A 19,543-nucleotide genomic window follows, 5' to 3' on the forward strand; every position below is an offset into this window, starting at 1 on the left:
CGGGCGGCCTCCAGGTTTCTATCGCTTCGCAAGAATTCGCAGCTGCGCGGTAGCCTCGGCGACCGTAAGCTCCTGCACGTCGACGAGCTCGGCCCGCATGACCATGTCGCGCTCCGTCTGCTCGATCACACGCGCCCGCGCTGTGATCGGTCCCACCGCCGCAGGTTTCAGGAAACGCGTGTCGAGGCTCCTCGTGACCACGGTGAGGCCGGGCGAGAGTCTTGCGAGCGCGCAGATCCCGGTCGCGGAGTCCAGCATTGCTGCCAGAAAGCCGCCCTGGATCGTCCCATGCCTGTTTGTGAAGGCGGGCAAAGCCTGGAAGCGGATCAGCGCTTGCCCGCTCTCGTCAAAGCCGAGCCATTCGCGTCGGAGCAACTGGGCGCCGGGAGGAAGATCTGCTGTCACCTCGCTCATATCGCCCCCGACTTTTGTTCGGCGGCAAGGGTATCAACCAGTCGGTCCGGCGCAAGGCCTGCCGGCGCGGATGCCATCGGAAACAATCTGTGAGTAGGACGCGTGAACGCGCACATCTGGGATGGCCTACCCCAAGATCATTGCCTCGCCATGCACGCAGAGTCTTTTGAAATTGCTCCTCTGACCGAACAGTCGGGTCTGTCGAAGACAATCGCCGCCCTTCAATTTGCGTTTTGGGGACCGCTGGCGCGGCCGTCGTTCACATCGGTCGTCCCAGGATGTCATCCTGCACCTGTTTTGCCCGACGGAGCAAGTTTTTATTCTAAAAATGCGAAATATGGAAAATCAGAAGTCGCGACAGAGCCTTGGCTACTGTGCATGGGGTTGTTTTTCGATTTTTGCCGCAGCTGATCTCAGCCGTGCGGCCCTCGCAGCTGCGACGTCAGCCTGTCCATCGCCTCCGCGACATCGCGCCATTGCGACAGCCAGCTGCGCGGAAAGCGGAAGGTGAGGTCGGCGGCGCCGACGCGGCGCTCGGACAGGCACATGCCGGGCGTCGATCCATCGCGCGTGCAGCGCGCGGTCAATGCGGGGTTAGCCGCGGAGTACAGATCCTCGCTGCCATAGGGCGTGTCGCTGCGGAAGGTGCGCATCGTCAAGCCGTCGTCGGGCGTCGTGGCGGCCTGGTCGAGATAGCGCGGATAGATCGTCATCATCCGCTGCTCGGGCGAGAGCGCATCGTGATGCGCCGCGATCGAGAGGAAGATGCGGTCGATCGGCTGCATGGCCGTGTCGACGGTATCGGCGGTGACGTGCCTCGGCCCGCTCGGCGGCTCCAGCGAGGGATAGAGGAAATCGAGATCGACGCGCTCCTGCGGTCCGGAGTGCCGCTGGATCTTCATCCGGATCGCCTGAAGCGGCAGGTTGAACAGCGTGCCGCCGACGCTCACGGGCAGCTTGTCCGGCGTGTCGGCACCGCCCGTGCTCCAGGTCGGCCACAGCAGATAGGCGACCAGTGCGATCGCGCTCGCCGCGAAGATGCCGGTGAGCGCGAGCGGGACGATATGCGCACCTGGGCGCGTCTTTGCGCCTGTGCTGGAAGACCGGGGAGAGGTTGCCGAAAACACCGTCATGACGTCGCGCAAGATGACCGGAAGTCGGCCGGTGGCCGACGAATCACCGGCGAATATGCCATGTGGCGGCGAATTCGCGGAGGGTTCCCGGTGAAGGGGAACGGGAGGGGCTCTGCGCGGGACGGGCGGGATCGTTAACCTTCCCTTAAGGATAATGTGGCGTTAACCGGCGCTATTTGTCACAGGAAACGACCTCGCGTTGCGTTAAGGGCGGACTGTTCCGATGACACCTGAAGCTCTCAATACTTTCTTCTCGATCTGCATCGGTTTCGCGCTCGCGGGCGCGCTCGCAAATGGATACCAGGCGCTCTCGCAGCGGCCCGCCGGCTTCGGGCTGTTGCAGGAGGGCATCGCTCCCCGGACGTTTGCGGCGGTGCCGTTCCTGGTGTTCGCGGCGCCCTTCATCATCATGCGGAACACGCTGCGGGGCATGCGGCTGGAAACCCGCCGGCTCGAATTCGTGATGATGGCGACCGTCATCGCCGGCTTCTGGAGCATGATGAGCGGCACCTTCTTCCTGATGACGCTGCGCGCGACCGGCGTTCTGGGCTGACGCTTTCCAGGGCTGCGCGGCGGCCCTTTGCCTCCGCGCCGTCGTTTCGCTATGGCTTAAGGCGACAGGAGACCTCCATGGCGATCTACGAGCTCGACGGACAGGCGCCCGATCTTCCCTCTGACGGCAACTATTTCATCGCGGAGACCGCGACCGTGATCGGCCGCGTGCGCCTGAAGCCGGGCGCCAGCGTCTGGTTCGGCGCGGTGCTGCGTGGCGACAATGAGTGGATCGAGATCGGCGAGGGCGCCAACGTGCAGGACGGCTCGACCTGCCATACCGATCTCGGCTTCCCGCTCGTGATCGGGAAGGATTGCACCGTCGGCCACAATGTGATCCTGCACGGCTGCACCATCGAGGAGGGCGCGCTGATCGGCATGGGCTCGATCGTGATGAACGGCGCAAGGATCGGCCGCAACAGCATCGTCGGCGCCGGCTCCGTCATCACCGAGGGCAAGGAGTTTGCCGAACGCTCGCTGATCATCGGCTCGCCGGCGCGCGTGATCCGCACGCTCGACGACGCACAGGTGCAGCGGATGGGGAGCGCGGCGAGGTTTTACGTCGCCAATGGTCCGCGCTTCAAGAAGGGCCTGAAGCGGATCGGCTGAGGCCCTCCGCCGCTGGCGTCCCGCCCGCGCGGCACGGTTCCGAACCGTAAAAATACCAGCTGGTAATTTAATCCTCCGCTAGCGCGGCGGTGCCTACCATGGAGCGTTCTCAACCAGAAGGAGCGGCGCCATGGGAGCTACGGCGCTGGGATCCGGCTTCGCCACCGGAACCAACTTTTTGAAGAAACTTGTCCGCTTTTTGCGCGGCACCGACACGCTGAGCGTTGCGGAGAAGGTCTACAGCATCGCGGGCTTTCTCGCGATCGTCACCACCTTTCTGCTCGTGATGTCGATCCAGACGGTCCGGTTGCAGACGACCTATCGTCACATGTACGCAACCTCCGCAGAGGCCGCGATCGGCGCCGGGCGCATCAACGCGCTGATCTACGCGATCGTGATGGAGTCGCGCGGCATCTACATGTCCGCCGATCGTCGCGCCGTGAAGCAGTTCGCCGACGGGCTGGTACGGCGCAACGGCGAACTCGCCGAGGCGGTGAAGGCGATGGAGCGGACCGTCGGTGACGACGACGGCGAACTATTCTCCACTTTCCGCCAGCGCATCGCGCAGTTCATCGATTTCCGTCAGGAAGTGGTGCGGCGCGGCCTCGAGATCAGTCCTGCCGCGGCGCGGGAATGGGGCGACAGTAATGCCAACCGAACCCTGCGCAGGAAGCTCAACAGCGATGTCGAGGCGCTCGAACGCATCTATGGGGAGCGCGCCCGTCAGGCGGATCAGCTCGCTGACGAGAACCGCTACGCCGCCGCCTACCTGTTCATGCTCGGACTCGCCGCGCTGCTGCTCGGCGCGCTCAATGTCGTCGTGATGCGCGGATCGGTGTTGGACCCTCTCTCCGATATTGCGCAAGCGACAGATCGCATCACGACGGGCGACATTAGGAGCCAGGTGCCGCATCTCGCCCGCTACGACGAGATCGGCCGGCTGGCGCGCGCTGTGCAGAATTTCCGCGACGCGGTCGCGCAGATCTTCGAGCTGGAGCAGCTTGAATTCGATATCACCAAGCAGCGCGATGCCGCCATGGCGGAGCGAGACAAGTTCAACGACAAGTACCAGGCCAAGAAATGGCAGCTCTCGGCCGCAATCAACAGCATGCCGCAGGGCCTGATCATGCTCGACGGCAAGGCCGATGTCGTCGCGATGAATGGCAACTACCGGCGGATCTACAATCTGCCCGAGACGATCCAGGCCGGATCCACGCTGGAGGAGATCCTTCAGCACCGGGTCAAGAGCGGATTGTTCAGCGGTGACGTCACGAAATACGTCGGAGCTGTGCTCGAACGGATCGCCAAGCGTGAGCCGACGTCCTATGAGATCAACTTGAATGACGGCCGCACCATCAAGATCTACGAACGGCCGATGGACGGCGGCGGCTGGGTCTCGGTGCAGGAGGACGTCACCGAGCAACGTCAGCGCGAGCGAATGCTCGAGCGGATGGAGCGTTTCCTCGCCACCATCATCGAGAACGTGACCGAAGGCATCATCGCCAAGGATGCGCGCAACCTGCGTTATCTGTTCATCAACAAGGCTGCTGAAAAGCAGATTGGCATGTCGCGCGCCGAAATCGTCGGCAAGACCGCGCGCGAACTGTTTCCCAAGGAAACCGCCGATCTGATCGAACAGCGCGACAGGCAGCTGCTAGCCCAGCAGCAGCAACTCGAGCCCGTCACCGATACGATCAACAATCCCATCCGCGGTCGGCGCCGGGTATCGTGGCGGCGCCTCCAGATCGGCGGAGCCCGAGAGGATTCGCACATATTCGTGACCATGGTCGAGGATCTCGACAAGGAGATGGGTGCCGCCGCGTAACGGCCGGCTCGCGCCACCTTGGGGGAGCATCAGCTTCCTTCCGATTCCCGCGCCTCGCTTGTGCCCGCGACTTTCTCGTGGCCGGCTGCCCAAAGCGCGTGCTCGTCGCTGCCGCTCGGATACGGGTTGGCTTCGGCTGGAATGTTTTCGCGCGCTGCGCGTTCGCCCTCTGCAAACGGATCGCGATCCATCATCGTGCTCTCGCCCTTCTGCTTCTGGCGCGCCATAGAATCTCAAGCTGATGGAAAGGGATTTGTTCCGGAACCCGTCTTTGCCGCGGCCGTTGATGGGTCGAGGAGAATTCCGATGAGCAAGTTTTCCGCAAGCACTTCAATCAAGACGTTGATCGTCGTCTTCAGTCTTGCCGCGATGCCGGCGATGTCCTTCGCGCAAGGCGGTGCCGGGTCGACTGGATCAGCTGCGGGTGTGGCCAATGCGCCGGCGCCGCCGCCTGGCACCAACAGCCTGGGCACGGCGCAATCCTCCGGCGCCAATAGGGCGCCGGGTGTCACCACCGGCGCTGCCGGTACCAACCCCGGCGCCGACGCCACGGTGAACGCCGAGAACCGGCTGCTCGACAAGAAGATGAAGAGCATCTGCCGCGGCTGCTGACGCTCGCGCGGAAGTGAGTCTGCCCGCCTATCTTCAATGCGCGCACGACATTAGCTTGGTCCTGTTTGAATCGTGGACGTTTCCACGCCGGGGGTGAGTTGATGTTACGCAAGATGATGATGGCCGCACTGACCGTTGCAGCGGTCGGTCTCGCAGCGCCCCAGGCGGCGCAGGCGCGAGGCGGTTTCGGACATGGCGGCGGCTTCCATGGCGGCGGCTTCCATGGCTGGGGTCATGGCGGCTGGGGCCATGGCTGGCACGGCGGCGGTTTCTGGCCAGGCGTCGCAATTGGTGTCGGCATTGCAGGCGCTGGCTATTACGGCGCGTATGGCTACGGCTATCCTTACTACGGCGACCCCTATTATTACGGCCTCGGCTACGAGGACTATGGTGCGCAGTGCTATCCCGTGCGCCAGCGCGTGGTGACTCGATGGGGCTGGCGTGTCCGCCGCGCTCAGGTCTGTGAATAGCGGCTGCGGACAATAGGGTGCCCGGCGCGCGGCATCCAAATACCGAGGCATTAAAAAACAAGGCCGTTGACGCAGTATACCGTCAACGACCTTGCCAGCCCCGGATATTGAAATCGGCTCACGCCATCCGGTATGGGCGAACATCGCGCGGAATCACACGGGCGAATGTGATCCATTTCACATCTGGCGAAAATAAAAGCCGGTGGCCCTGGATCCAATCAGCCGCGAGAGCGTTTGCGGGCGCTGGCATGGACGCGGTGACGCGCCGGTTTCCTAGAGGTAACCGCGGGTGTCTCGGCCTCTGTGGCGCGGGCGGAGGCAAAGGATTGCCGCAACCCATCGATGGATTCGTTCAGATTGGCGACCTGCTCCGACAGGCGCTTGGTGTCGGCCTGCTGCGAGGCGAGCAGCCGTTTCATGGTCAAAAGCTGGTCCTGCACGACCTGAAGCTGATCGATCGATTCCTGCTGGGTCGCCTCCAGCCCCTTCGTCTTCTCCACGAGCTGCTCGGAGGCCTGCGCGGCGCGGGCCTGAAGCTGCCGTGAGGCCACCACCCGATCGGTTTCCGGCATAGCGCCGGTATAAGCGCGCCAGATCGCGATCGAGGTGACGCCCGCGATCAGCAGGAGCAGCGCCGCAGCCGTCAGCGCGATCGGCTGGGCACCGAGGCGGAGGAGGGGATTGGACGGTGTGTCCTCTGCGAGATCGATCATCGCTGACAAGACCCAAATTGAAACTTGGTGCGTGGCGAAGAGCGGCAGCACAAGAACGAAGGAACAAGGCGGCCGGGGCGTCCCGAAAGCGTTACAGTTCAGCAACAAATGGGACAAAAAGGTGGCCGCCGGGGAGAAAAGCTGAGCTGAACCAAGGCGACAGTTCCCACAGCCGCGCCGAACTCGGCTTGAGCGGAGAGTATCGCGGTACGCTCGAGATCCGCCCAGCGCGGATCGCAGGCCTACGGCTGAAACGGTGCAAACGGACCGGAATAGGTCTTGGTCCGCGGCACCGCGTAGGGGCCGAGCCGGGATGTCGTTAAGCCCAGCCGCACCAGACCTTCCGCGAGCGTCACCGCAGCCGCGACGCCGTCGACGACGGGCAGACAATGCTTGTCCGCGAGCTCGGCGGCAAGATCGGCCATGCCGGCGCAGCCGAGCACGATGGCCTCGGCGCGGTCGTCGCGGATCGCGGCCGCGATTTCCGTGGAGATCTTTCCAAGGGCCTCTGCGTTGCGCTCCTCGAGCGCGAGCACGGGGACCTCGGCGGCGCGGACGCGGGCGCAGCGGTCGACGAGGCCATACTTCCGCAGGTTATGCTCGATCGGTACGATGGAGACACCGAGCGTCGTCACCACCGCAAACCGCGCTGCGACCAGGCTCGCCATGTGAAAGCCCGCTTCGCCGATGCCGATCACCGGCACCTTCGCCACGGCACGTGCAGCGTCGAGGCCGGTATCGTCGAAACAGGCGATGACGTGGGCATCCGCGCCGTCGCGGTCGGCTTCACGAATGCAGCCGAGCATGCCGGGGACCGCGAACGCCTCGTCGTAGAATCCTTCGATCGAGACCGGTCCCATCGTGGGCTGGCGCGCATCGATCACCGTGTCGGGCCGCGCGATGGCGCGCGCCGCCGTGGCGATCTTCGCCGTCATCGAGGCCGTCGTGTTGGGATTGACGACGTGAAGTCGCATCGTGATCAGACGAGTCCCTTGCCGGCGTCCGAGCCCTTGGCCGCCTGCCGCTTGTTGAGCATGTGGATGGTACCGAGCGCAAGCGTGATCACCGCGAATGAGACAGCGGAGATGATGGTCCCGAGCGCATAGATGTCAGGGTTCGTCACGGTCGTGGTGAGGCCCTGGAGATCGAGCGGTAATGTGTTCACCGCGCCGATCGCCTGGCTGGAGCGCGCGAGCTCGTCCCAGGATAGGGTGAAGCCGAACAGGCCGATGCCGATCACCGAGGGCAGGATGATCGGCAGCACGACATGGCGAAAGGCCTGCCACGGCGTCGCACCGAGATCGCGGGCGGCTTCCTCCAGCCTGGGGTCAAAGCGATTGAAGATCGCGAACATGATCAGCAGGCCGAACGGCAGCGTCCAGGTCAGATGTGCGCCGAGACCTGACGTGAGCAGCCCCATCGAGGTTTCGAAATTCTCGTTCCAGTGCGCCTTGATCAGGTCGTCGATGATGCGGAATTCAAGCGAGATCCCGAGCGAGGTGATGATCGAGGGGACGATGAGGCTGGCGATTGCCGAGTAGAACAGGATGCTCTGCGCCCTGAACTTCCTGCGGAAGGCCATGCCGGCGGCGACCGACAGCACGACGGTGACGGCCATGACTATGACGCCGAGTAGCAGCGAGCGGCGGAAGGATGCGCCGAGATCGATGATGCCGGTGCCCTGGAACAGTTTTGCCAGCCAGTAGGTCGAGACGCCGTTCATCGGGAAGGTGAGGCCGCCCTGCGGCCCCTGGAACGACAGCACGTAGATCGCGATCATCGGGCCATAGAGAAACAGCACATAGGCCGCGAAGAAGATCGCGAGCACATAAAAGCTGCGCGGGCGTCCTTCCTTCATCGCCTACAGCTCCTTCTTGATGTCGACGATGCGCGACATCATGGTGATGATCAGGAATGTGATGACGAGCAGGATCACCGCATTCGCGGCCGCGGCCGGGAATTGCAGCGCGTTCACCCGCGTCTCGATGATCTTGCCGGCGGCGGCGATCTGCTGGCCGCCCATCACGCCGATGGTGATGAAGTCGCCCATCACGATGGTGATGACGAAGATCGAGCCGATCACGATGCCGGGTTTTGCCAGCGGAACGATGACGTTGACCAGAGTCTGGAGGCCGGTGGCGCCGGCGTCGTAGGCCGCCTCGATCAGCGACTTGTCGATGCGGATCATCGAATTGAAGATCGGCACGACCATGAAGAAGGTGAAGAGGTGGACCAGCGCCAGCACCACCGAGAATTCGGAGAACAGCAGCCATTCCAACGGCTGGCTGATCAGGCCCGTCTTCATCAGGCCGGAGTTCACCAGACCATTGCGTCCGAGTAGCGGGATCCAGGCGATCATGCGGATGACGTTGGAAGTCCAGAACGGAATCGTGCAGAGCAGCGACAGTCCCATCTGCCAGGTCTTGGACTTGACGTGGAAGGCAAGGAAATAGGCGACCCAGAAGCCGATGAAGAGCGTGATGGCCCAGACCAGGAAGCACAGCTTGAGCGTCTTCAGATAAGTCTTGGCAATGGTACAGAGATCGGGAAGCTGCGCGATGCAGCCTTCGAACGTGTCGGTGTAGCCGCGGCCGGAGAAGGCCGGTAGCAACTGGTATTCGTTGTAGTCCCAGAACGAAACGATGACGACGAAGACGAGCGGAATGAGAAAGAAGGCGAGAAAGACCAGCATCATCGGCCCGGCCTGTAGCCAGGAGACGAAGGAGGGCGACAGGCGCGCCGCTTTCGCAGGGCGCGCCGTGTCCGATCCCCGGACGAGGTCCGGGGATGCCTGTTGCAAGATGTCTTCCGAGGTATCCATCACGCGGCGATGAACTCGTTCCACTTGCGGACCATGTAGTCGTTCTCGTCCATCACGGCGTTCCAGCACGCGACCGCGCCCATGCGGTCTTCGTAGGAGCCGCCGTCACGCACGGCGCCGGCCTTCTCCAGCAGCGAGCCGTCGGGCGCCTTGATGTCCTTTTCGGCTGGCTTGCCTTCCATCCAATAGGCCCACTCGTAGGGCTCCATATTGGCCTTCGCGGTCGACAGCACGGCCGAGTAGTAGCCCTGGCGGTTGAGGTAAGCGCCGGCATAACCGGACAGGAACCAGTTGACGAACTCATAGGCCCAGTCGAGCTTCGGACCCGACACGCCTTTGGAAACGCAGAAGCCCGAGGCCCAGGAACGATAGCCTTCCTTCAGCGGCTGGAAGGTGCAGGCGATGCCCATCGAGCGCACCTTCGTCACTGCCGGCGACCACATCGACTGGATCACGGTCTCGCCCGAGGCCATCAGGTTGACGCTCTCGTTGAAGTCCTTCCAGAATGCGCGGAACTGGCCGGCTTTCTTTGCCTCCGTCATCACCTTCATGGTGAGATCGATCTCTTCCTTGGTCATGTTGCCCTTGTCGGCATATTTGTACTTGCCGGTGGCTTCCACGACCATCGCGGCGTCCATGATGCCGATCGAGGGGATGTTGAGGATCGAGGCCTTGCCCTTGAATTCGGGGTTGAGCAACTCGGACCACGAATTGATCGGGCGCTTGATCAGGTCGGGGCGGATGCCGAGCGTGTCGGCGTTGTAGACGGTCGGGATCAGCGTGACGAACTCGGTCGCCGACGTCGCGAACTTCTTGGAATCCTTGCCCTCGAGATAGAGCACTTTCCACGGCGCGGTGCCCTGGCCGCCGATCTTCTTGCCCCCGGGCGTCTGGCCCTTGGTGAAGACGGGCGTGATGTTGTCGAACTCTTTGATCTTCTTGGCGTCGAGGGCGAGGATGTTGCCCGACGGCACCAGCTTCTTCAGCGAGAAATATTCGGTATCCAGCACGTCGAACGAGTTCGGCTGGGTCATCACGCGCTTGGTGACGTCGTCGGTGGTCGCGGTGATGTATTCGATCTTGATGCCGGTGTCCTTCAGGCACTGCTTGGAGATGTCGTCGCCCTCGTTCACGGCAGTGCCGAGATAGCGCAGCACCTTCGGTTCGGCCGACATCACATAAGGAAAGCCGGTGATGGCGCCGGAGCCGGCGGCGAGGCCCGCCAGACCCGCGGTGCCCTTCAATAGCGTGCGGCGGCTGACGCCTGAAGTCTTGGTCGTCTTGGTCATTCCAGTCACTCCTCTGTGTTGCGCATTTTCTGTGATGACGGCGCTATTGCAGGCGTTGCGCCTTGGCGGGATCCCAGGTTGCCAGCACGCGATCGCCCGCACGGAACGGGTGAACGTCGAACGTGGCTTCGGGAACGTGGGAGAACAAGGCGGTGCCGTCCTCGAGCGTGAGCGAGACGGCGACATAGGAGCCCTGGTACTCGGTCTGGGTCAGCAGCGCCGGCGCGCCGAACGCGCCGTCAGTGAACGGCACGATGCCGAGCTGATCGGCGCGCACGGCGATGAGATTGCCGGCGTCGCTGAGCACGTTGTGGCCGCCGATGAAGCGCGCCACGAATTCGGTGCGGGGATGATGAAAGATGTCGCGGGCTGTACCCTGTTGCTCGATCCTGCCCTGGTTCATCACCACGATGTGGTCGGCGAGCGCCATCGCCTCTTCCTGGCCGTGTGTGACCTGGATGAAGCTGATGCCCAGCTCGCGCTGCAGCCGCTTCAATTCGCCCCGCATCTTCACCCGCAGGAACGGATCGAGCGCCGACAGCGGTTCGTCGAGCAGAAGGATCTGCGGCTCGGTTATCAGTGCGCGCGCGAGGGCGACACGCTGCTGCTGGCCGCCGGAGAGCTGCGCCGGAAGCCGTGCGGCGTAGGGGGTCATTGCGACCAGCTCCAGCAGCTCGCCGGCGCGCTTGTGCCTGACAGCGCGGTCGACGCCGCGCATTTTCAGGGCAAACGCAACATTGTCGAGCACGGAGAGGTGCGGAAACAGCGCGTAGGACTGGAACATCATCGCCGTGCCGCGCTTGGCTGGCTCGAGATCTGTGACGTTCTGCGCGCCGAGGATGATGTCGCCCTCGCTGACCGCCTCATGGCCGGCGATCATGCGCAAGGTCGAGGTTTTGCCGCAGCCGGACGGGCCGAGCAGACAGCAATAGGTGCCGGCGGGGATCTTCAGGTTGACGTTGTCGACCGCCAGCGTCGTGTCATAGCGCTTGGTGACGGCGACCAGTTCGAGGGCAGCAGGATAGGCCATGGCGTGTCCGAGGAAGGCGATGCTGTGCCTCTCTCCGCAAGGTCCGTGCCAATCGACCTTTTGACAGCAAGATTCCACAAACTATGCAGCGGAGTCAGATCGTTAGATCGAATCCAGCCGCTTGTGCGGCGCACGGGCCGACCGGCGTGTGCACACGAAATGGGCGTAGATTGTATAAAGTTTCGCCTGTGATTGGATACAGGTCGTCGATTAACATTCGAGACCGACGCCGATCGCGCCCTCAAACCAGCCCTTCGAACTTATGGCCGCCAGGTCCCGCCCGAAATCCGATGCGCCCGATGTGAGCGATCGTGTCAGCCGGATCAGGGAGGGCGTGACCGCGGCGATCCTCGAGCATCGCCTGCTGCCAGGCATCAAGCTCGGCGAGGATGAGATCGGGGAGATCTATGGCGCCAGCCGCACGCTGGTCCGGACCGCCCTGCAACAGCTCGCGCATGAGGGCATCGTCAACATCGAGAAGAATCGCGGCGCCTTCGTCGCCCGCCCGACACCGGCCGACGCCCGCGAGGTGTTCGAGGCTCGGCGGCTGATCGAGCCCACCATCGTCGATCACGCTGTCGATGCTGTCTCGCCGGCCTGGATCGAGCGACTGCAGCAGCATCTCACGGAAGAGCGCGAGGCCGAGCTACGTGGCGATGCGCGCGCTTCGGTCCGGCTTTCCGGCGAGTTTCACCGGCTCGTGGCCGAGATGAGCGGGCACAGCATCTATCTCGGATTCCTCAAGGAGCTGATCGCGCGCTCCTCTCTGATCATCCTGCTCTATCGCCGTCACGACACGCCCGCCTGCGGCACCGATCATCACGCCGAGATCGTGACCGCAATCCGCAAGCGCGACAGAGAAGCCGCGCGCGCGCAGATGCTGTCGCATCTGAACGAGATCGAAGCCGAGCTCTTTCTGAAGGATCCGGCCGCCGACGAGCTGCGGCTCGCGGATGTGCTGGGCGCGTGATCGTCTGGATCGCAAGCGCCCGGACATCGCAGTCGGAGACTCGGTCTCGCCTCAGTGACTGATTTCGCCTTCAGCGGCGAGCTGCCCGTCCGGGGTAATGGCGTAGTCGCCGTCTCGCTGCGTCATCCATCCTGATCTGACCATCTCCCGCGCAAGCTGTACCGAGCAGATGGGATGATTGCCTCCCGGGTAATACAGCCTGTCATTTCGGACGAGCAAGTGGCCGTACAGTTGGGCTTGACGTAATGCCCTGCGCATCCCGGGTGATGGTTGTCTCATGCCGGATCAATCGCGAGCGCGATGAAGGTTCCTAATCAACCTTGTGGCATTTCCTGCACGGCGCCCGAGACGCGATACTTCAAAATGGTTGCGCCCAGCCATTGGGGGATGGCTGGGCGCGCGCGAACCGGTCTGGGACGGGGAGGGGTGGGGATGTGACCGGGTCGCGTAACTCGTCCTCTCGTAACTACTGATCTCTGGCGCTGGCGGTGGAGACCGCCGGCTTGGTGTCGCCGAGCGAGACCCAGACGTTGGGATCGCTCTGCGACTGGCGCTTGACGAAGCGGTAGCCGGTCTCCGTCCAGGCAACGACGCTCTCGTTTTGATTGTCGAGAACGAACTCGCCCTTGTCGGTCTTCACCGTGAGCACCGCGTGGCCTTCGCCCTTCTTGTCGCGCACCACGGTGATGAGCAGGGCCTCGCGCGGCCAACCGGCATCCATCAGCATCTTGCGCTTCAACAGCACGTAGTCTTCACAGTCACCATAGCCGTCGGTCGGCAGCGACCATTTCTCGATCACGCCCCAGTGCTCCTGGTCGGTCAAAGGCTTGATCGTCTCGTTGACCCAGCGATTGACCTTGACGAGGTCGCGCCACGCCGTCTGCGACATCACGATGTCGCGCGGCTGCGACGGTCCGCCCTGACACTGAGCGGCATTCTCCGCGCAAAACTCGACCCAGCCGATCGGCGCACGCGTGGTATCGCCGAGGCTCGCGTAGAGCAGACGGCTTTCACCGGCCTGCGCTGCTGCGCTGATCCCGAAGAGCATGGCAACAAGTGCCAGTGCCTTCCCCTGTCCCCTGAAGTCCAACATTGCGGCCCCCGTTTTTTTGTTGGACCACATGTCGCACGGAGCTTTTGAGTTGCCGCTAAGTCAACCAAGTCAACTCAAGACGAATGCAAGTAAAAGGCGAGGCAAATTCGATCTATACTTGAACAAAATACGAATAAAATTCGAGACTACTGCAATTGATTCAAATTGTAGGGATTAACGCGGGAACGCTGGCGGAACTGACATTTGCGCGCTGGAAAGGTCCTGCGTTAACCCGCTTCCAGGCCGCAGCCGGACGCGAAAAAGGCGGCATCCGCGTCGCGGAGGCCGCCTTTGAGGCTGGAATATCAGGGGTTCTGGCGCGCTTTCGCTTTACCGCGCGGTAACGCTCTCTTCGAGTGTCTCGATCGGCTGCTCGTGCATGAACTCGAGCGCGAAGCCGTCTTCGAGGTTTCGGACCACGCGGCCCTGGATCCGGCCGAGCAAAACGATCGATTTCAACGGCGGACGGTTCTCGGCGGCGATGGCGGCGCCCGATAGCGAGAGGTCGATGATGCGGCAAGTCATCTTGGTGCCGTCCTCGAGCGTCAGCACCGCGATCGGGTTGCGCGGCACGATACGGTCGTGGCGGCGGTCCTCCGGCAGATTGAGGATGTCGCGGTTGGCGAGCCAGGTCAGCTGGGCCGCGAGCTTGTCGCGCTTGCGCGGCGTTGCCCCGACCGTCATCGCGAAGCCGTTGTCGATGATCCGGGTGATCTTGCCCTCGACCCGGCCGATATGGTCGAGATAGGCGACCACGCGGTCGCCGACATTGCCGATGCCGGGCGCCAGCAGCGCGAGCCCGCCCGGCGACATGTTGATCACCTGGCAGGGGAATTCACGGCGGTCCGGCAGCATGTAGCGGCCGAGCAGGTGCACCTTCACCCGCTGGAAACGCCGACGTTCCTCGGTGGCCGGAAGAAATTTTTTGTTCGCCAACGCCATTTTCAGTACCCGACCCCCCGCCCGGGCGGAGTCCGACACGACCCTAAGGTGTATAGGGTTAATGTTGCGTTATGATTTGGCGCAGCAAATACGTACCGGCACAATGCGTTCAAAAAGCCACATCGGCGGCCGGGCCGCCCCTAAGCTTTCCTGGTTGCGCGCCCATAAAGTAGGCAAAGCAGTGCCAGCAGCACTACAGCCGACAGCCCCAGCGACCAGTGGATGCCGATGGCCGCCCCGAGGACGCCGACGGTGATGCCGCTGAACGCCCGCATGCCGAGGCCGGCCATATTATAGAGGCCGACGACGCGGCCGCGGATGTCGGACGGCGCGTTAAGCTGCACCAGCGCCTGCGCCATGGTGTTGAACGACAATTCGAAGAAGCCGGCACAGAACAGCAGCACGATCGCGACCGGATAGATCCGCACGGATGCGAAGCCCAGCAGCGCGACGCTCCAGAGCATCGCGAGCGTGATCGCGGTGCGCGGCGTGCCTTTGAGACGTCCCCAGGATTCCAGCGCGATACCGGCAAGCAGCGCGCCGGCGGCGTCGGCCGCAAGCAGAACGCTGTAGGACACACCGGGATCGCCATGGCCGAGATCGCCGGCAAAGCCCGGCATCTGCGCGTGATAGGCATTGCCGATCATCAAGGAGGTGAGGCCGGCGAGCCAGGTCATGGCCGTCAGCACCGGCTGGGTGCCGATGGCGCCAATGGTCAGCAGGATGTCGGCAAAGCCGCGCACCGCGAAGCGTCGCACGGCGAGACTCTTGTCGCGGACGGGCGCCCAGAACAGCCAGAGCAGCATCGGCAGATAGAACAGCGTGTTGAAGATGATGCCGTGCGAGGTGCCGAGCGTCAGCATGATCAGGCCGCCGACCGCAGGTCCGACCAGAATGCCGAGATAGCGCGCCATCGCGTTCAGGCGGACGGCGCTTGGAAGATCGGCAGGACCGACGAGGTCGTAGAGCAGCAGCTGGTTCGGCGTCTGCCACAGCACGCCGGCGCAGCCGTGGATCACCAGCAGCAGCATCGCGTGCCACATCTGGATGCTGTCGGTGATGAAGAAGAAGCCCCATCCCGCCGAGGCCGTGATGAACAGCAGCATGCCACATTGGATGATGCGACGCGGATCGAACCGGTCGGCGAGGCCGCCGGCCGCGACCGAGAACAGCAGGAACGGCAGCCAGTGCGACAGTACGGCAAAGCCGCCCAGCGTCGGCGAGTGGAATTTCTGAAACACCACCCAATAGCTGATCACATGCTCGATATTGTCGGCCATCATCGCCAGCACATAGGCGATGAACTGAAGCCGATAGGGCACGGACTTCATCGCCGCGAACGATCCGGACGCGACGGCGGGATTTTGGGGGAGGGGATTCAAGCGGGCACCAGAGATGGGACGTTTGCGGCCTTACACGTTCGCTGCGGGCGGCTCAAGATATTTGGGCGTGCCTGAACAGCAGCCATGCAATGTCGCAACATACTCCGCCGTCATCCTGAGGTGCGCGCTCTTGCGCGCCTCGAAGGATGAACTGCAAGCGCGCCTGTGGCCCATCCTTCGAGGCTCCCCTTGCGATGCTGATGCATCGCAAGGGGAGCACCTCAGGATGACGTTGGAGTTTGTGGTCGGCGCCTTAGCCCGGATGGAGCGGAAGCAGCATCCCGAGGCACGTTTCCTCGCATATCGCCTCGTTTATGCAAACTTGTCAGCCTTCATCATCGGGGAACTGCACGTTGCCCCCGCAGGCAATGACCCATATCCGATCGCTGGCTTGGCCAACTGCTCCTGCCAGGACTGCTGCCATCGCGAGGGCGCCGCTGGGCTCGGCCCGAATGCCATACATCTCTCGCAGAAGTCCGCTTGCCTTCCTCACCCAACCGTCGTCGACGGCGCAAACCTGGACGTTTGACGTTTCGAGCACCTGGAATGCGAATGTTCCGATCTGCCGCGATTGCAGCGCATCGCAGATTGTTTCTCCAGAAGGACTGATCCTGACGGGCATCCCGCTTTCACGGGCCTTTGCATAGCGCCGGTGCGTTTGCGGCTCGACGATGTAGATGGCGACATCGATCGTTCGAGATCGCAGGGCAAGCGTGACGCCTGCCGCCAACCCGCCGCCGCCGCAGGCCACGACGACCGCATCGGAGCCCGCGCTTTTTTCCTGGATGGCGGCCACGATCTCCAGGCCCAACGTGTAACTCCCCGCGATCATCTCCGTATTCTCGAAAGCGTGCAAATTGCTCCAGCCTCGATTCTGAGCTTCCAATCGAGCGTGTGCCGCTAGATCCGAGCGCGCAATCACTCTTATCTCGGCTCCGGTCTCTTCCACCTGCGCTCTCTTGAAGTCCGGCACATCGTGGGGGATGATCAGGCATGCTGGTTTCCTGAGCGCGCGAGCAGCCAGGCCGACTGCAATAGGAAAGTTGCCAGCTCCCGCTGCCACCACACCCCGCGCTGCATTTCTCACGCCAAGGATCGCGCCCCGAAACTTGAACGATCCTCCGTGTTGAACGGTTTCATCTTTGACGTAGATCGTTCGCCCGATCCGAGCGTCTAACGCAGAAGAGGACCGCATCTGTGTCGCGATCACTCTGGCGGTCGTGAATGCGATGTCGTCTGCGGACGGGGTGAAGAGGCGATTGACCATTTCTCGTTCCGGTATCATGGCAGGTGAGCACAACCACTATGAAGCGCACCACGACTCGTGTCCAATCAGCTCTTGTGACGGTCCGACCCATCCTGTGAACGCCAAAGCTCCGCCGCGGTGTGACGCTGCTTGCCGTCATAGACCGGCTCGTCATGCGGAGCACGAACCGCCTCCAACGATCGCATCTTGGCACGGCCTCGCATCTCACATACGCTTTGCTCCGGTTCGCAGAACACCTCAAAACAAACGAGCCCCGAGGAAACAGCCATGGACCAGATCCGCGTCTGCACCCACGCAGGACCAGGCTCGGAGCCCGTCATCCGCACCGTGCCCTGGCCGAAGGTCGGTCGCAAAGGTGCGCTGATCAAGATCGGCGCGTGCGGCGTCTGCGGGACCGATTTGCATATCCTGAAAGGTCACTGGCCGAAGCCGCTGCCCTGGCCGTTCACGCTCGGGCATGAGCTCGGCGGCGTCATCGTCGAATGCGGCGACGAATTCACCGAAGACTTCATGAGCAAGCCGCTCGAGGTCGGATCGAAAGTGATGATCCCGCCGCTGATGCCCTGCGGCCGCTGCTATTACTGCGTCCATTATCCGCTAGTGGCCAACAAATGCCTGACGCCTGTTTATTACGGCCGCTATCTCGGCTTCGACATGGCGCCGCACATGTGGGGCGGCTGGGCCGAATATGTCTATGTCGATCTCGACATGCTGCCGGGCACCAAGATCTACAAATTGCCCGATGACATGTCGCTGCGGCTGGGTGCGCTGTCGGAGCCGCTGACCTCGTGCATCCGCGCCTTCAACCGCGCCGCGCGGGCCGGTGGTTTCAGCTGGGGCGATACGGTCGTGATCCAGGGCTCTGGCCCGATCGGCATTTTGGCGGTCGCGGCGGCGAGAGAGATGGGGGCAGGGCGCGTGATCTGCGTCGGTGCGCCGGAGGAGCCGCGCCTCAAGCTTGCGCGCGAGTTCGGTGCGGAGGCGTCCGTGAACATCGAAGAGCTGAAATCGCCGCAGGAGCGTATCGCGCGGGTCCGTGCGATCGTCGGCGGTTTCGGGGCCGATCTCGTGATGGACTGCTCAGGCCATCCGACCGCCGGCCCCGAAGGCATCGAGATGCTGCGCGATGGCGGCACCTATGTCGAGATGGGGCAGTTCACCGACGCCGGTTCGATCGACACCTCCTGGCATCGCATCTGCACCAAGGATCTCAACGTGCTGGGATCCTGGGGCTTCACCGGCAACGATCTGCCGCTCGGCGTTGACATGCTCTACCGCACGGCGAACAAATATCCCTGGCTGAAGATGCAGACGATCTATCCGTTCACGGAAGCGGGCGTTGCGCAGGCGGTGAAGGACGCGATGGCGATGAAGACGGTGAAATCGACGATCGTGCCGTGGCCGGAATTGGTGAACTAGGCGATGCCGTCCATTACTCACGATCTCGCGGCATTTCTGGTCGAGGCCAAGCGGCGCACCTATGCGGGCCTCGACGACGGTGCGACCGTGGCCACGCCGTTGCTCGCCGGCTCCAAGCAGCTCGAGCATCGCGCGCCGCCTTACGCCTATCGCGATATCTATTTCGGGATGGGCTTCTTCGTCGGCCAGGAGAGCGTGTCGCGGGATGACCGAGTCATCTGGTCGATGAGCTACAGCGGCGGTGTTCGCGCGGACATCGCGGATCGGGACACTCTTCTCGCAACTTACAAATTCCTGCGGCAGGCGCTGCTGGCAATCCCCATCGATAAGCCCTTTCGGGGACCGCGCCTGTTCGAGCAGGCGGCCATGATCTATCGCAATGAGAGTGAGGGTGCACTCGATCGTTTTCATGGTGTTGAGACGATCGCGCAGCATGATGGCACACCGCTTTATGAGCTGCGCTATAGCGGCGGCTTGTTGCATTAAGTCCGGCATCTGGAATGAAGGTGAAATGACAAACGAACAAAGAGCAGAAGCCAGCCCGCGCACCGGCTCCCCCTTCAGCGCGATCCGCGCGATCGACTACACCGTCGTCTTCGTCCGCGACATGGGCTCGATGCGGCGCTTCTACGAGGACGTGCTGGCGTTTCCGCTGCTGCGCGAACTGTCGCCGAACTGGATCGAATACGGGATAGGCAGCAACACGCTTGCGCTGGCGCGACCAAGCCGGACAGCGGCCGATGCGCCGATACCGGTGGGCAGCGCAACGCTGCAACTTGCCTTCAGGGTCTCCGCAGCCGAGGTCGATGCCTGCGCCGACGAACTGATACGGCAGGGCGTGGCGCTGTTGTCGCCGCCGACAAACCAGCCGTTCGGGCATCGGACTTTGTTCTTCAGGGATCCCGACGGCAATCTTCTGGAGGTTTATGCCGAGATATGAGGGCGGCCGAACCGAATGTCCCGAAAGTTCCACAGGGAATCCGCGATTGATCCACGCAATGG

23 protein-coding genes are annotated in these 19,543 nt (G+C 62.9%); 10 read left to right on the forward strand and 13 right to left on the reverse strand.

The genetic code is table 11. The features are described from left to right. Positions 1-18: 18 nt before the first annotated feature. Positions 19-414: a PaaI family thioesterase gene (locus tag BM374_RS16490; protein ID WP_092293947.1), complete on the reverse strand. Its 396-nt coding sequence runs from the start codon at positions 412-414 to the stop codon at positions 19-21. 102 nt (positions 415-516) lie between these two features. Here BM374_RS16490 and BM374_RS37905 point away from each other — a divergent pair, with 102 nt between their 5' ends. Beyond that, a complete protein-coding gene (locus BM374_RS37905) occupies positions 517-825 on the forward strand; it encodes a hypothetical protein (protein ID WP_143270199.1) in 309 nt (102 codons plus the stop codon). A gap of 2 nt (positions 826-827) precedes the next feature. Here the strand turns inward: BM374_RS37905 and BM374_RS16495 are convergent, their stop codons facing one another. After that, complete coding sequence (locus BM374_RS16495; protein WP_092294942.1) at positions 828-1,547, reverse strand: hypothetical protein; 720 nt, start codon at positions 1,545-1,547, stop codon at positions 828-830. Positions 1,548-1,770: 223 nt separating this feature from the next. Between BM374_RS16495 and BM374_RS16500 the strand changes: the two genes are divergently transcribed. The 3 genes from BM374_RS16500 to BM374_RS16510 all read left to right on the forward strand — a co-directional run bounded on the left by BM374_RS16500 (position 1,771) and on the right by BM374_RS16510 (position 4,533). Next, positions 1,771-2,100: a DUF6949 family protein gene (locus BM374_RS16500; RefSeq protein WP_092293949.1), complete on the forward strand. Its 330-nt coding sequence runs from the start codon at positions 1,771-1,773 to the stop codon at positions 2,098-2,100. A gap of 77 nt (positions 2,101-2,177) precedes the next feature. Beyond that, positions 2,178-2,708 (forward strand): gamma carbonic anhydrase family protein, encoded by a 531-nt coding sequence (locus BM374_RS16505; protein WP_092293951.1) that lies wholly within the window; start codon positions 2,178-2,180, stop codon positions 2,706-2,708. 130 nt (positions 2,709-2,838) lie between these two features. Further along, on the forward strand, positions 2,839-4,533 hold the full coding sequence (locus BM374_RS16510) for a PAS-domain containing protein (protein WP_092293954.1): 1,695 nt from the start codon (positions 2,839-2,841) through the stop codon (positions 4,531-4,533). 29 nt (positions 4,534-4,562) lie between these two features. On the opposite strand, the gene BM374_RS16515 is transcribed toward BM374_RS16510, so the two are convergent. Then, positions 4,563-4,760, reverse strand: a complete 198-nt coding sequence (locus tag BM374_RS16515; protein ID WP_092293956.1) for a hypothetical protein — start codon at positions 4,758-4,760, stop codon at positions 4,563-4,565. Positions 4,761-4,839: 79 nt separating this feature from the next. Here BM374_RS16515 and BM374_RS16520 point away from each other — a divergent pair, with 79 nt between their 5' ends. Both BM374_RS16520 and BM374_RS16525 read left to right on the forward strand, forming a co-directional pair. Next, on the forward strand, positions 4,840-5,145 hold the full coding sequence (locus BM374_RS16520; protein WP_092293958.1) for a hypothetical protein: 306 nt from the start codon (positions 4,840-4,842) through the stop codon (positions 5,143-5,145). 101 nt (positions 5,146-5,246) lie between these two features. Further along, positions 5,247-5,615: a hypothetical protein gene (locus BM374_RS16525; RefSeq protein ID WP_092293960.1), complete on the forward strand. Its 369-nt coding sequence runs from the start codon at positions 5,247-5,249 to the stop codon at positions 5,613-5,615. Between the two features lie 218 nt (positions 5,616-5,833). On the opposite strand, the gene BM374_RS16530 is transcribed toward BM374_RS16525, so the two are convergent. The 6 genes from BM374_RS16530 to BM374_RS16555 form a co-directional block, all read right to left on the reverse strand. Further along, the gene (locus BM374_RS16530; RefSeq protein WP_092293962.1) at positions 5,834-6,328 is read right to left on the reverse strand and encodes a hypothetical protein; all 495 of its coding nucleotides are present in this window, start codon (positions 6,326-6,328) and stop codon (positions 5,834-5,836) included. A 242-nt stretch (positions 6,329-6,570) separates the two neighbouring features. Then, positions 6,571-7,302 (reverse strand): aspartate/glutamate racemase family protein, encoded by a 732-nt coding sequence (locus BM374_RS16535; RefSeq protein ID WP_092293964.1) that lies wholly within the window; start codon positions 7,300-7,302, stop codon positions 6,571-6,573. A gap of 5 nt (positions 7,303-7,307) precedes the next feature. Beyond that, positions 7,308-8,186 carry an ABC transporter permease gene (locus BM374_RS16540; RefSeq protein WP_092293966.1) on the reverse strand — a complete coding sequence of 293 codons (879 nt, stop codon included), beginning with the start codon at positions 8,184-8,186 and terminating at the stop codon, positions 7,308-7,310. 3 nt (positions 8,187-8,189) lie between these two features. After that, positions 8,190-9,149, reverse strand: a complete 960-nt coding sequence (locus BM374_RS16545) for an ABC transporter permease (RefSeq protein WP_092293968.1) — start codon at positions 9,147-9,149, stop codon at positions 8,190-8,192. Further along, positions 9,149-10,438 carry an ABC transporter substrate-binding protein gene (locus BM374_RS16550; RefSeq protein ID WP_092293970.1) on the reverse strand — a complete coding sequence of 430 codons (1,290 nt, stop codon included), beginning with the start codon at positions 10,436-10,438 and terminating at the stop codon, positions 9,149-9,151. The genes BM374_RS16545 and BM374_RS16550 overlap by 1 nt, the downstream gene beginning before the upstream one ends. Before the next feature lie 43 nt (positions 10,439-10,481). After that, entirely contained in the window at positions 10,482-11,468 is a 987-nt protein-coding gene (locus BM374_RS16555) for an ABC transporter ATP-binding protein (protein ID WP_092293973.1), read from the reverse strand. Between the two features lie 262 nt (positions 11,469-11,730). On the opposite strand from BM374_RS16555, the gene BM374_RS16560 reads away from it, so the two are divergent. Continuing rightward, positions 11,731-12,438 carry a GntR family transcriptional regulator gene (locus tag BM374_RS16560; RefSeq protein ID WP_092293975.1) on the forward strand — a complete coding sequence of 236 codons (708 nt, stop codon included), beginning with the start codon at positions 11,731-11,733 and terminating at the stop codon, positions 12,436-12,438. A gap of 466 nt (positions 12,439-12,904) precedes the next feature. On the opposite strand, the gene BM374_RS16570 is transcribed toward BM374_RS16560, so the two are convergent. The 4 genes from BM374_RS16570 to BM374_RS16585 all read right to left on the reverse strand — a co-directional run bounded on the left by BM374_RS16570 (position 12,905) and on the right by BM374_RS16585 (position 17,122). After that, positions 12,905-13,531, reverse strand: coding sequence for a transglutaminase-like cysteine peptidase (locus tag BM374_RS16570; protein ID WP_177248357.1), 627 nt, complete (start codon positions 13,529-13,531; stop codon positions 12,905-12,907). 330 nt (positions 13,532-13,861) lie between these two features. Next, entirely contained in the window at positions 13,862-14,473 is a 612-nt protein-coding gene (locus tag BM374_RS16575) for a PilZ domain-containing protein (RefSeq protein WP_092293981.1), read from the reverse strand. Between the two features lie 140 nt (positions 14,474-14,613). Continuing rightward, on the reverse strand, positions 14,614-15,855 hold the full coding sequence (locus tag BM374_RS16580; RefSeq protein ID WP_283807083.1) for an MFS transporter: 1,242 nt from the start codon (positions 15,853-15,855) through the stop codon (positions 14,614-14,616). 325 nt (positions 15,856-16,180) lie between these two features. Then, positions 16,181-17,122: a pyridoxal-phosphate dependent enzyme gene (locus tag BM374_RS16585; protein ID WP_177248358.1), complete on the reverse strand. Its 942-nt coding sequence runs from the start codon at positions 17,120-17,122 to the stop codon at positions 16,181-16,183. A gap of 267 nt (positions 17,123-17,389) precedes the next feature. Here BM374_RS16585 and BM374_RS16590 point away from each other — a divergent pair, with 267 nt between their 5' ends. Genes BM374_RS16590 through BM374_RS37910 form a run of 3 tightly spaced genes read left to right on the forward strand, consistent with a single transcriptional unit; the run spans position 17,390 to position 19,481 of the window. Continuing rightward, the gene (locus tag BM374_RS16590) at positions 17,390-18,541 is read left to right on the forward strand and encodes a zinc-binding dehydrogenase (RefSeq protein WP_092293987.1); all 1,152 of its coding nucleotides are present in this window, start codon (positions 17,390-17,392) and stop codon (positions 18,539-18,541) included. A gap of 3 nt (positions 18,542-18,544) precedes the next feature. Next, entirely contained in the window at positions 18,545-19,027 is a 483-nt protein-coding gene (locus BM374_RS16595) for a DUF5680 domain-containing protein (RefSeq protein WP_092293989.1), read from the forward strand. A 25-nt stretch (positions 19,028-19,052) separates the two neighbouring features. Then, positions 19,053-19,481, forward strand: coding sequence for a VOC family protein (locus BM374_RS37910; protein WP_143270200.1), 429 nt, complete (start codon positions 19,053-19,055; stop codon positions 19,479-19,481). Positions 19,482-19,543: the final 62 nt, after the last annotated feature.

Source organism: Bradyrhizobium sp. Ghvi, assembly GCF_900115265.1.
In the GTDB taxonomy this organism is placed as follows: domain Bacteria; phylum Pseudomonadota; class Alphaproteobacteria; order Rhizobiales; family Xanthobacteraceae; genus Bradyrhizobium.

What these genes read in the sequence shown, in the direction of transcription:
- BM374_RS16490 (WP_092293947.1), bottom strand. Translation starts at nt 414, where the DNA reads ATGAGCGAGGTGACAGCAGATCTTCCTCCCGGCGCCCAGTTGCTCCGA.
- BM374_RS16495 (WP_092294942.1), bottom strand. Translation starts at nt 1,547, where the DNA reads ATGACGGTGTTTTCGGCAACCTCTCCCCGGTCTTCCAGCACAGGCGCA.
- BM374_RS16500 (WP_092293949.1), top strand. Translation starts at nt 1,771, where the DNA reads ATGACACCTGAAGCTCTCAATACTTTCTTCTCGATCTGCATCGGTTTC.
- BM374_RS16505 (WP_092293951.1), top strand. Translation starts at nt 2,178, where the DNA reads ATGGCGATCTACGAGCTCGACGGACAGGCGCCCGATCTTCCCTCTGAC.
- BM374_RS16510 (WP_092293954.1), top strand. Translation starts at nt 2,839, where the DNA reads ATGGGAGCTACGGCGCTGGGATCCGGCTTCGCCACCGGAACCAACTTT.
- BM374_RS16515 (WP_092293956.1), bottom strand. Translation starts at nt 4,760, where the DNA reads ATGGCGCGCCAGAAGCAGAAGGGCGAGAGCACGATGATGGATCGCGAT.
- BM374_RS16520 (WP_092293958.1), top strand. Translation starts at nt 4,840, where the DNA reads ATGAGCAAGTTTTCCGCAAGCACTTCAATCAAGACGTTGATCGTCGTC.
- BM374_RS16525 (WP_092293960.1), top strand. Translation starts at nt 5,247, where the DNA reads ATGTTACGCAAGATGATGATGGCCGCACTGACCGTTGCAGCGGTCGGT.
- BM374_RS16530 (WP_092293962.1), bottom strand. Translation starts at nt 6,328, where the DNA reads ATGATCGATCTCGCAGAGGACACACCGTCCAATCCCCTCCTCCGCCTC.
- BM374_RS16535 (WP_092293964.1), bottom strand. Translation starts at nt 7,302, where the DNA reads ATGCGACTTCACGTCGTCAATCCCAACACGACGGCCTCGATGACGGCG.
- BM374_RS16540 (WP_092293966.1), bottom strand. Translation starts at nt 8,186, where the DNA reads ATGAAGGAAGGACGCCCGCGCAGCTTTTATGTGCTCGCGATCTTCTTC.
- BM374_RS16545 (WP_092293968.1), bottom strand. Translation starts at nt 9,149, where the DNA reads ATGGATACCTCGGAAGACATCTTGCAACAGGCATCCCCGGACCTCGTC.
- BM374_RS16550 (WP_092293970.1), bottom strand. Translation starts at nt 10,438, where the DNA reads ATGACCAAGACGACCAAGACTTCAGGCGTCAGCCGCCGCACGCTATTG.
- BM374_RS16555 (WP_092293973.1), bottom strand. Translation starts at nt 11,468, where the DNA reads ATGGCCTATCCTGCTGCCCTCGAACTGGTCGCCGTCACCAAGCGCTAT.
- BM374_RS16560 (WP_092293975.1), top strand. Translation starts at nt 11,731, where the DNA reads ATGGCCGCCAGGTCCCGCCCGAAATCCGATGCGCCCGATGTGAGCGAT.
- BM374_RS16570 (WP_177248357.1), bottom strand. Translation starts at nt 13,531, where the DNA reads ATGTTGGACTTCAGGGGACAGGGGAAGGCACTGGCACTTGTTGCCATG.
- BM374_RS16575 (WP_092293981.1), bottom strand. Translation starts at nt 14,473, where the DNA reads ATGGCGTTGGCGAACAAAAAATTTCTTCCGGCCACCGAGGAACGTCGG.
- BM374_RS16585 (WP_177248358.1), bottom strand. Translation starts at nt 17,122, where the DNA reads ATGGTCAATCGCCTCTTCACCCCGTCCGCAGACGACATCGCATTCACG.
- BM374_RS16590 (WP_092293987.1), top strand. Translation starts at nt 17,390, where the DNA reads ATGGACCAGATCCGCGTCTGCACCCACGCAGGACCAGGCTCGGAGCCC.
- BM374_RS16595 (WP_092293989.1), top strand. Translation starts at nt 18,545, where the DNA reads ATGCCGTCCATTACTCACGATCTCGCGGCATTTCTGGTCGAGGCCAAG.
- BM374_RS37910 (WP_143270200.1), top strand. Translation starts at nt 19,053, where the DNA reads ATGACAAACGAACAAAGAGCAGAAGCCAGCCCGCGCACCGGCTCCCCC.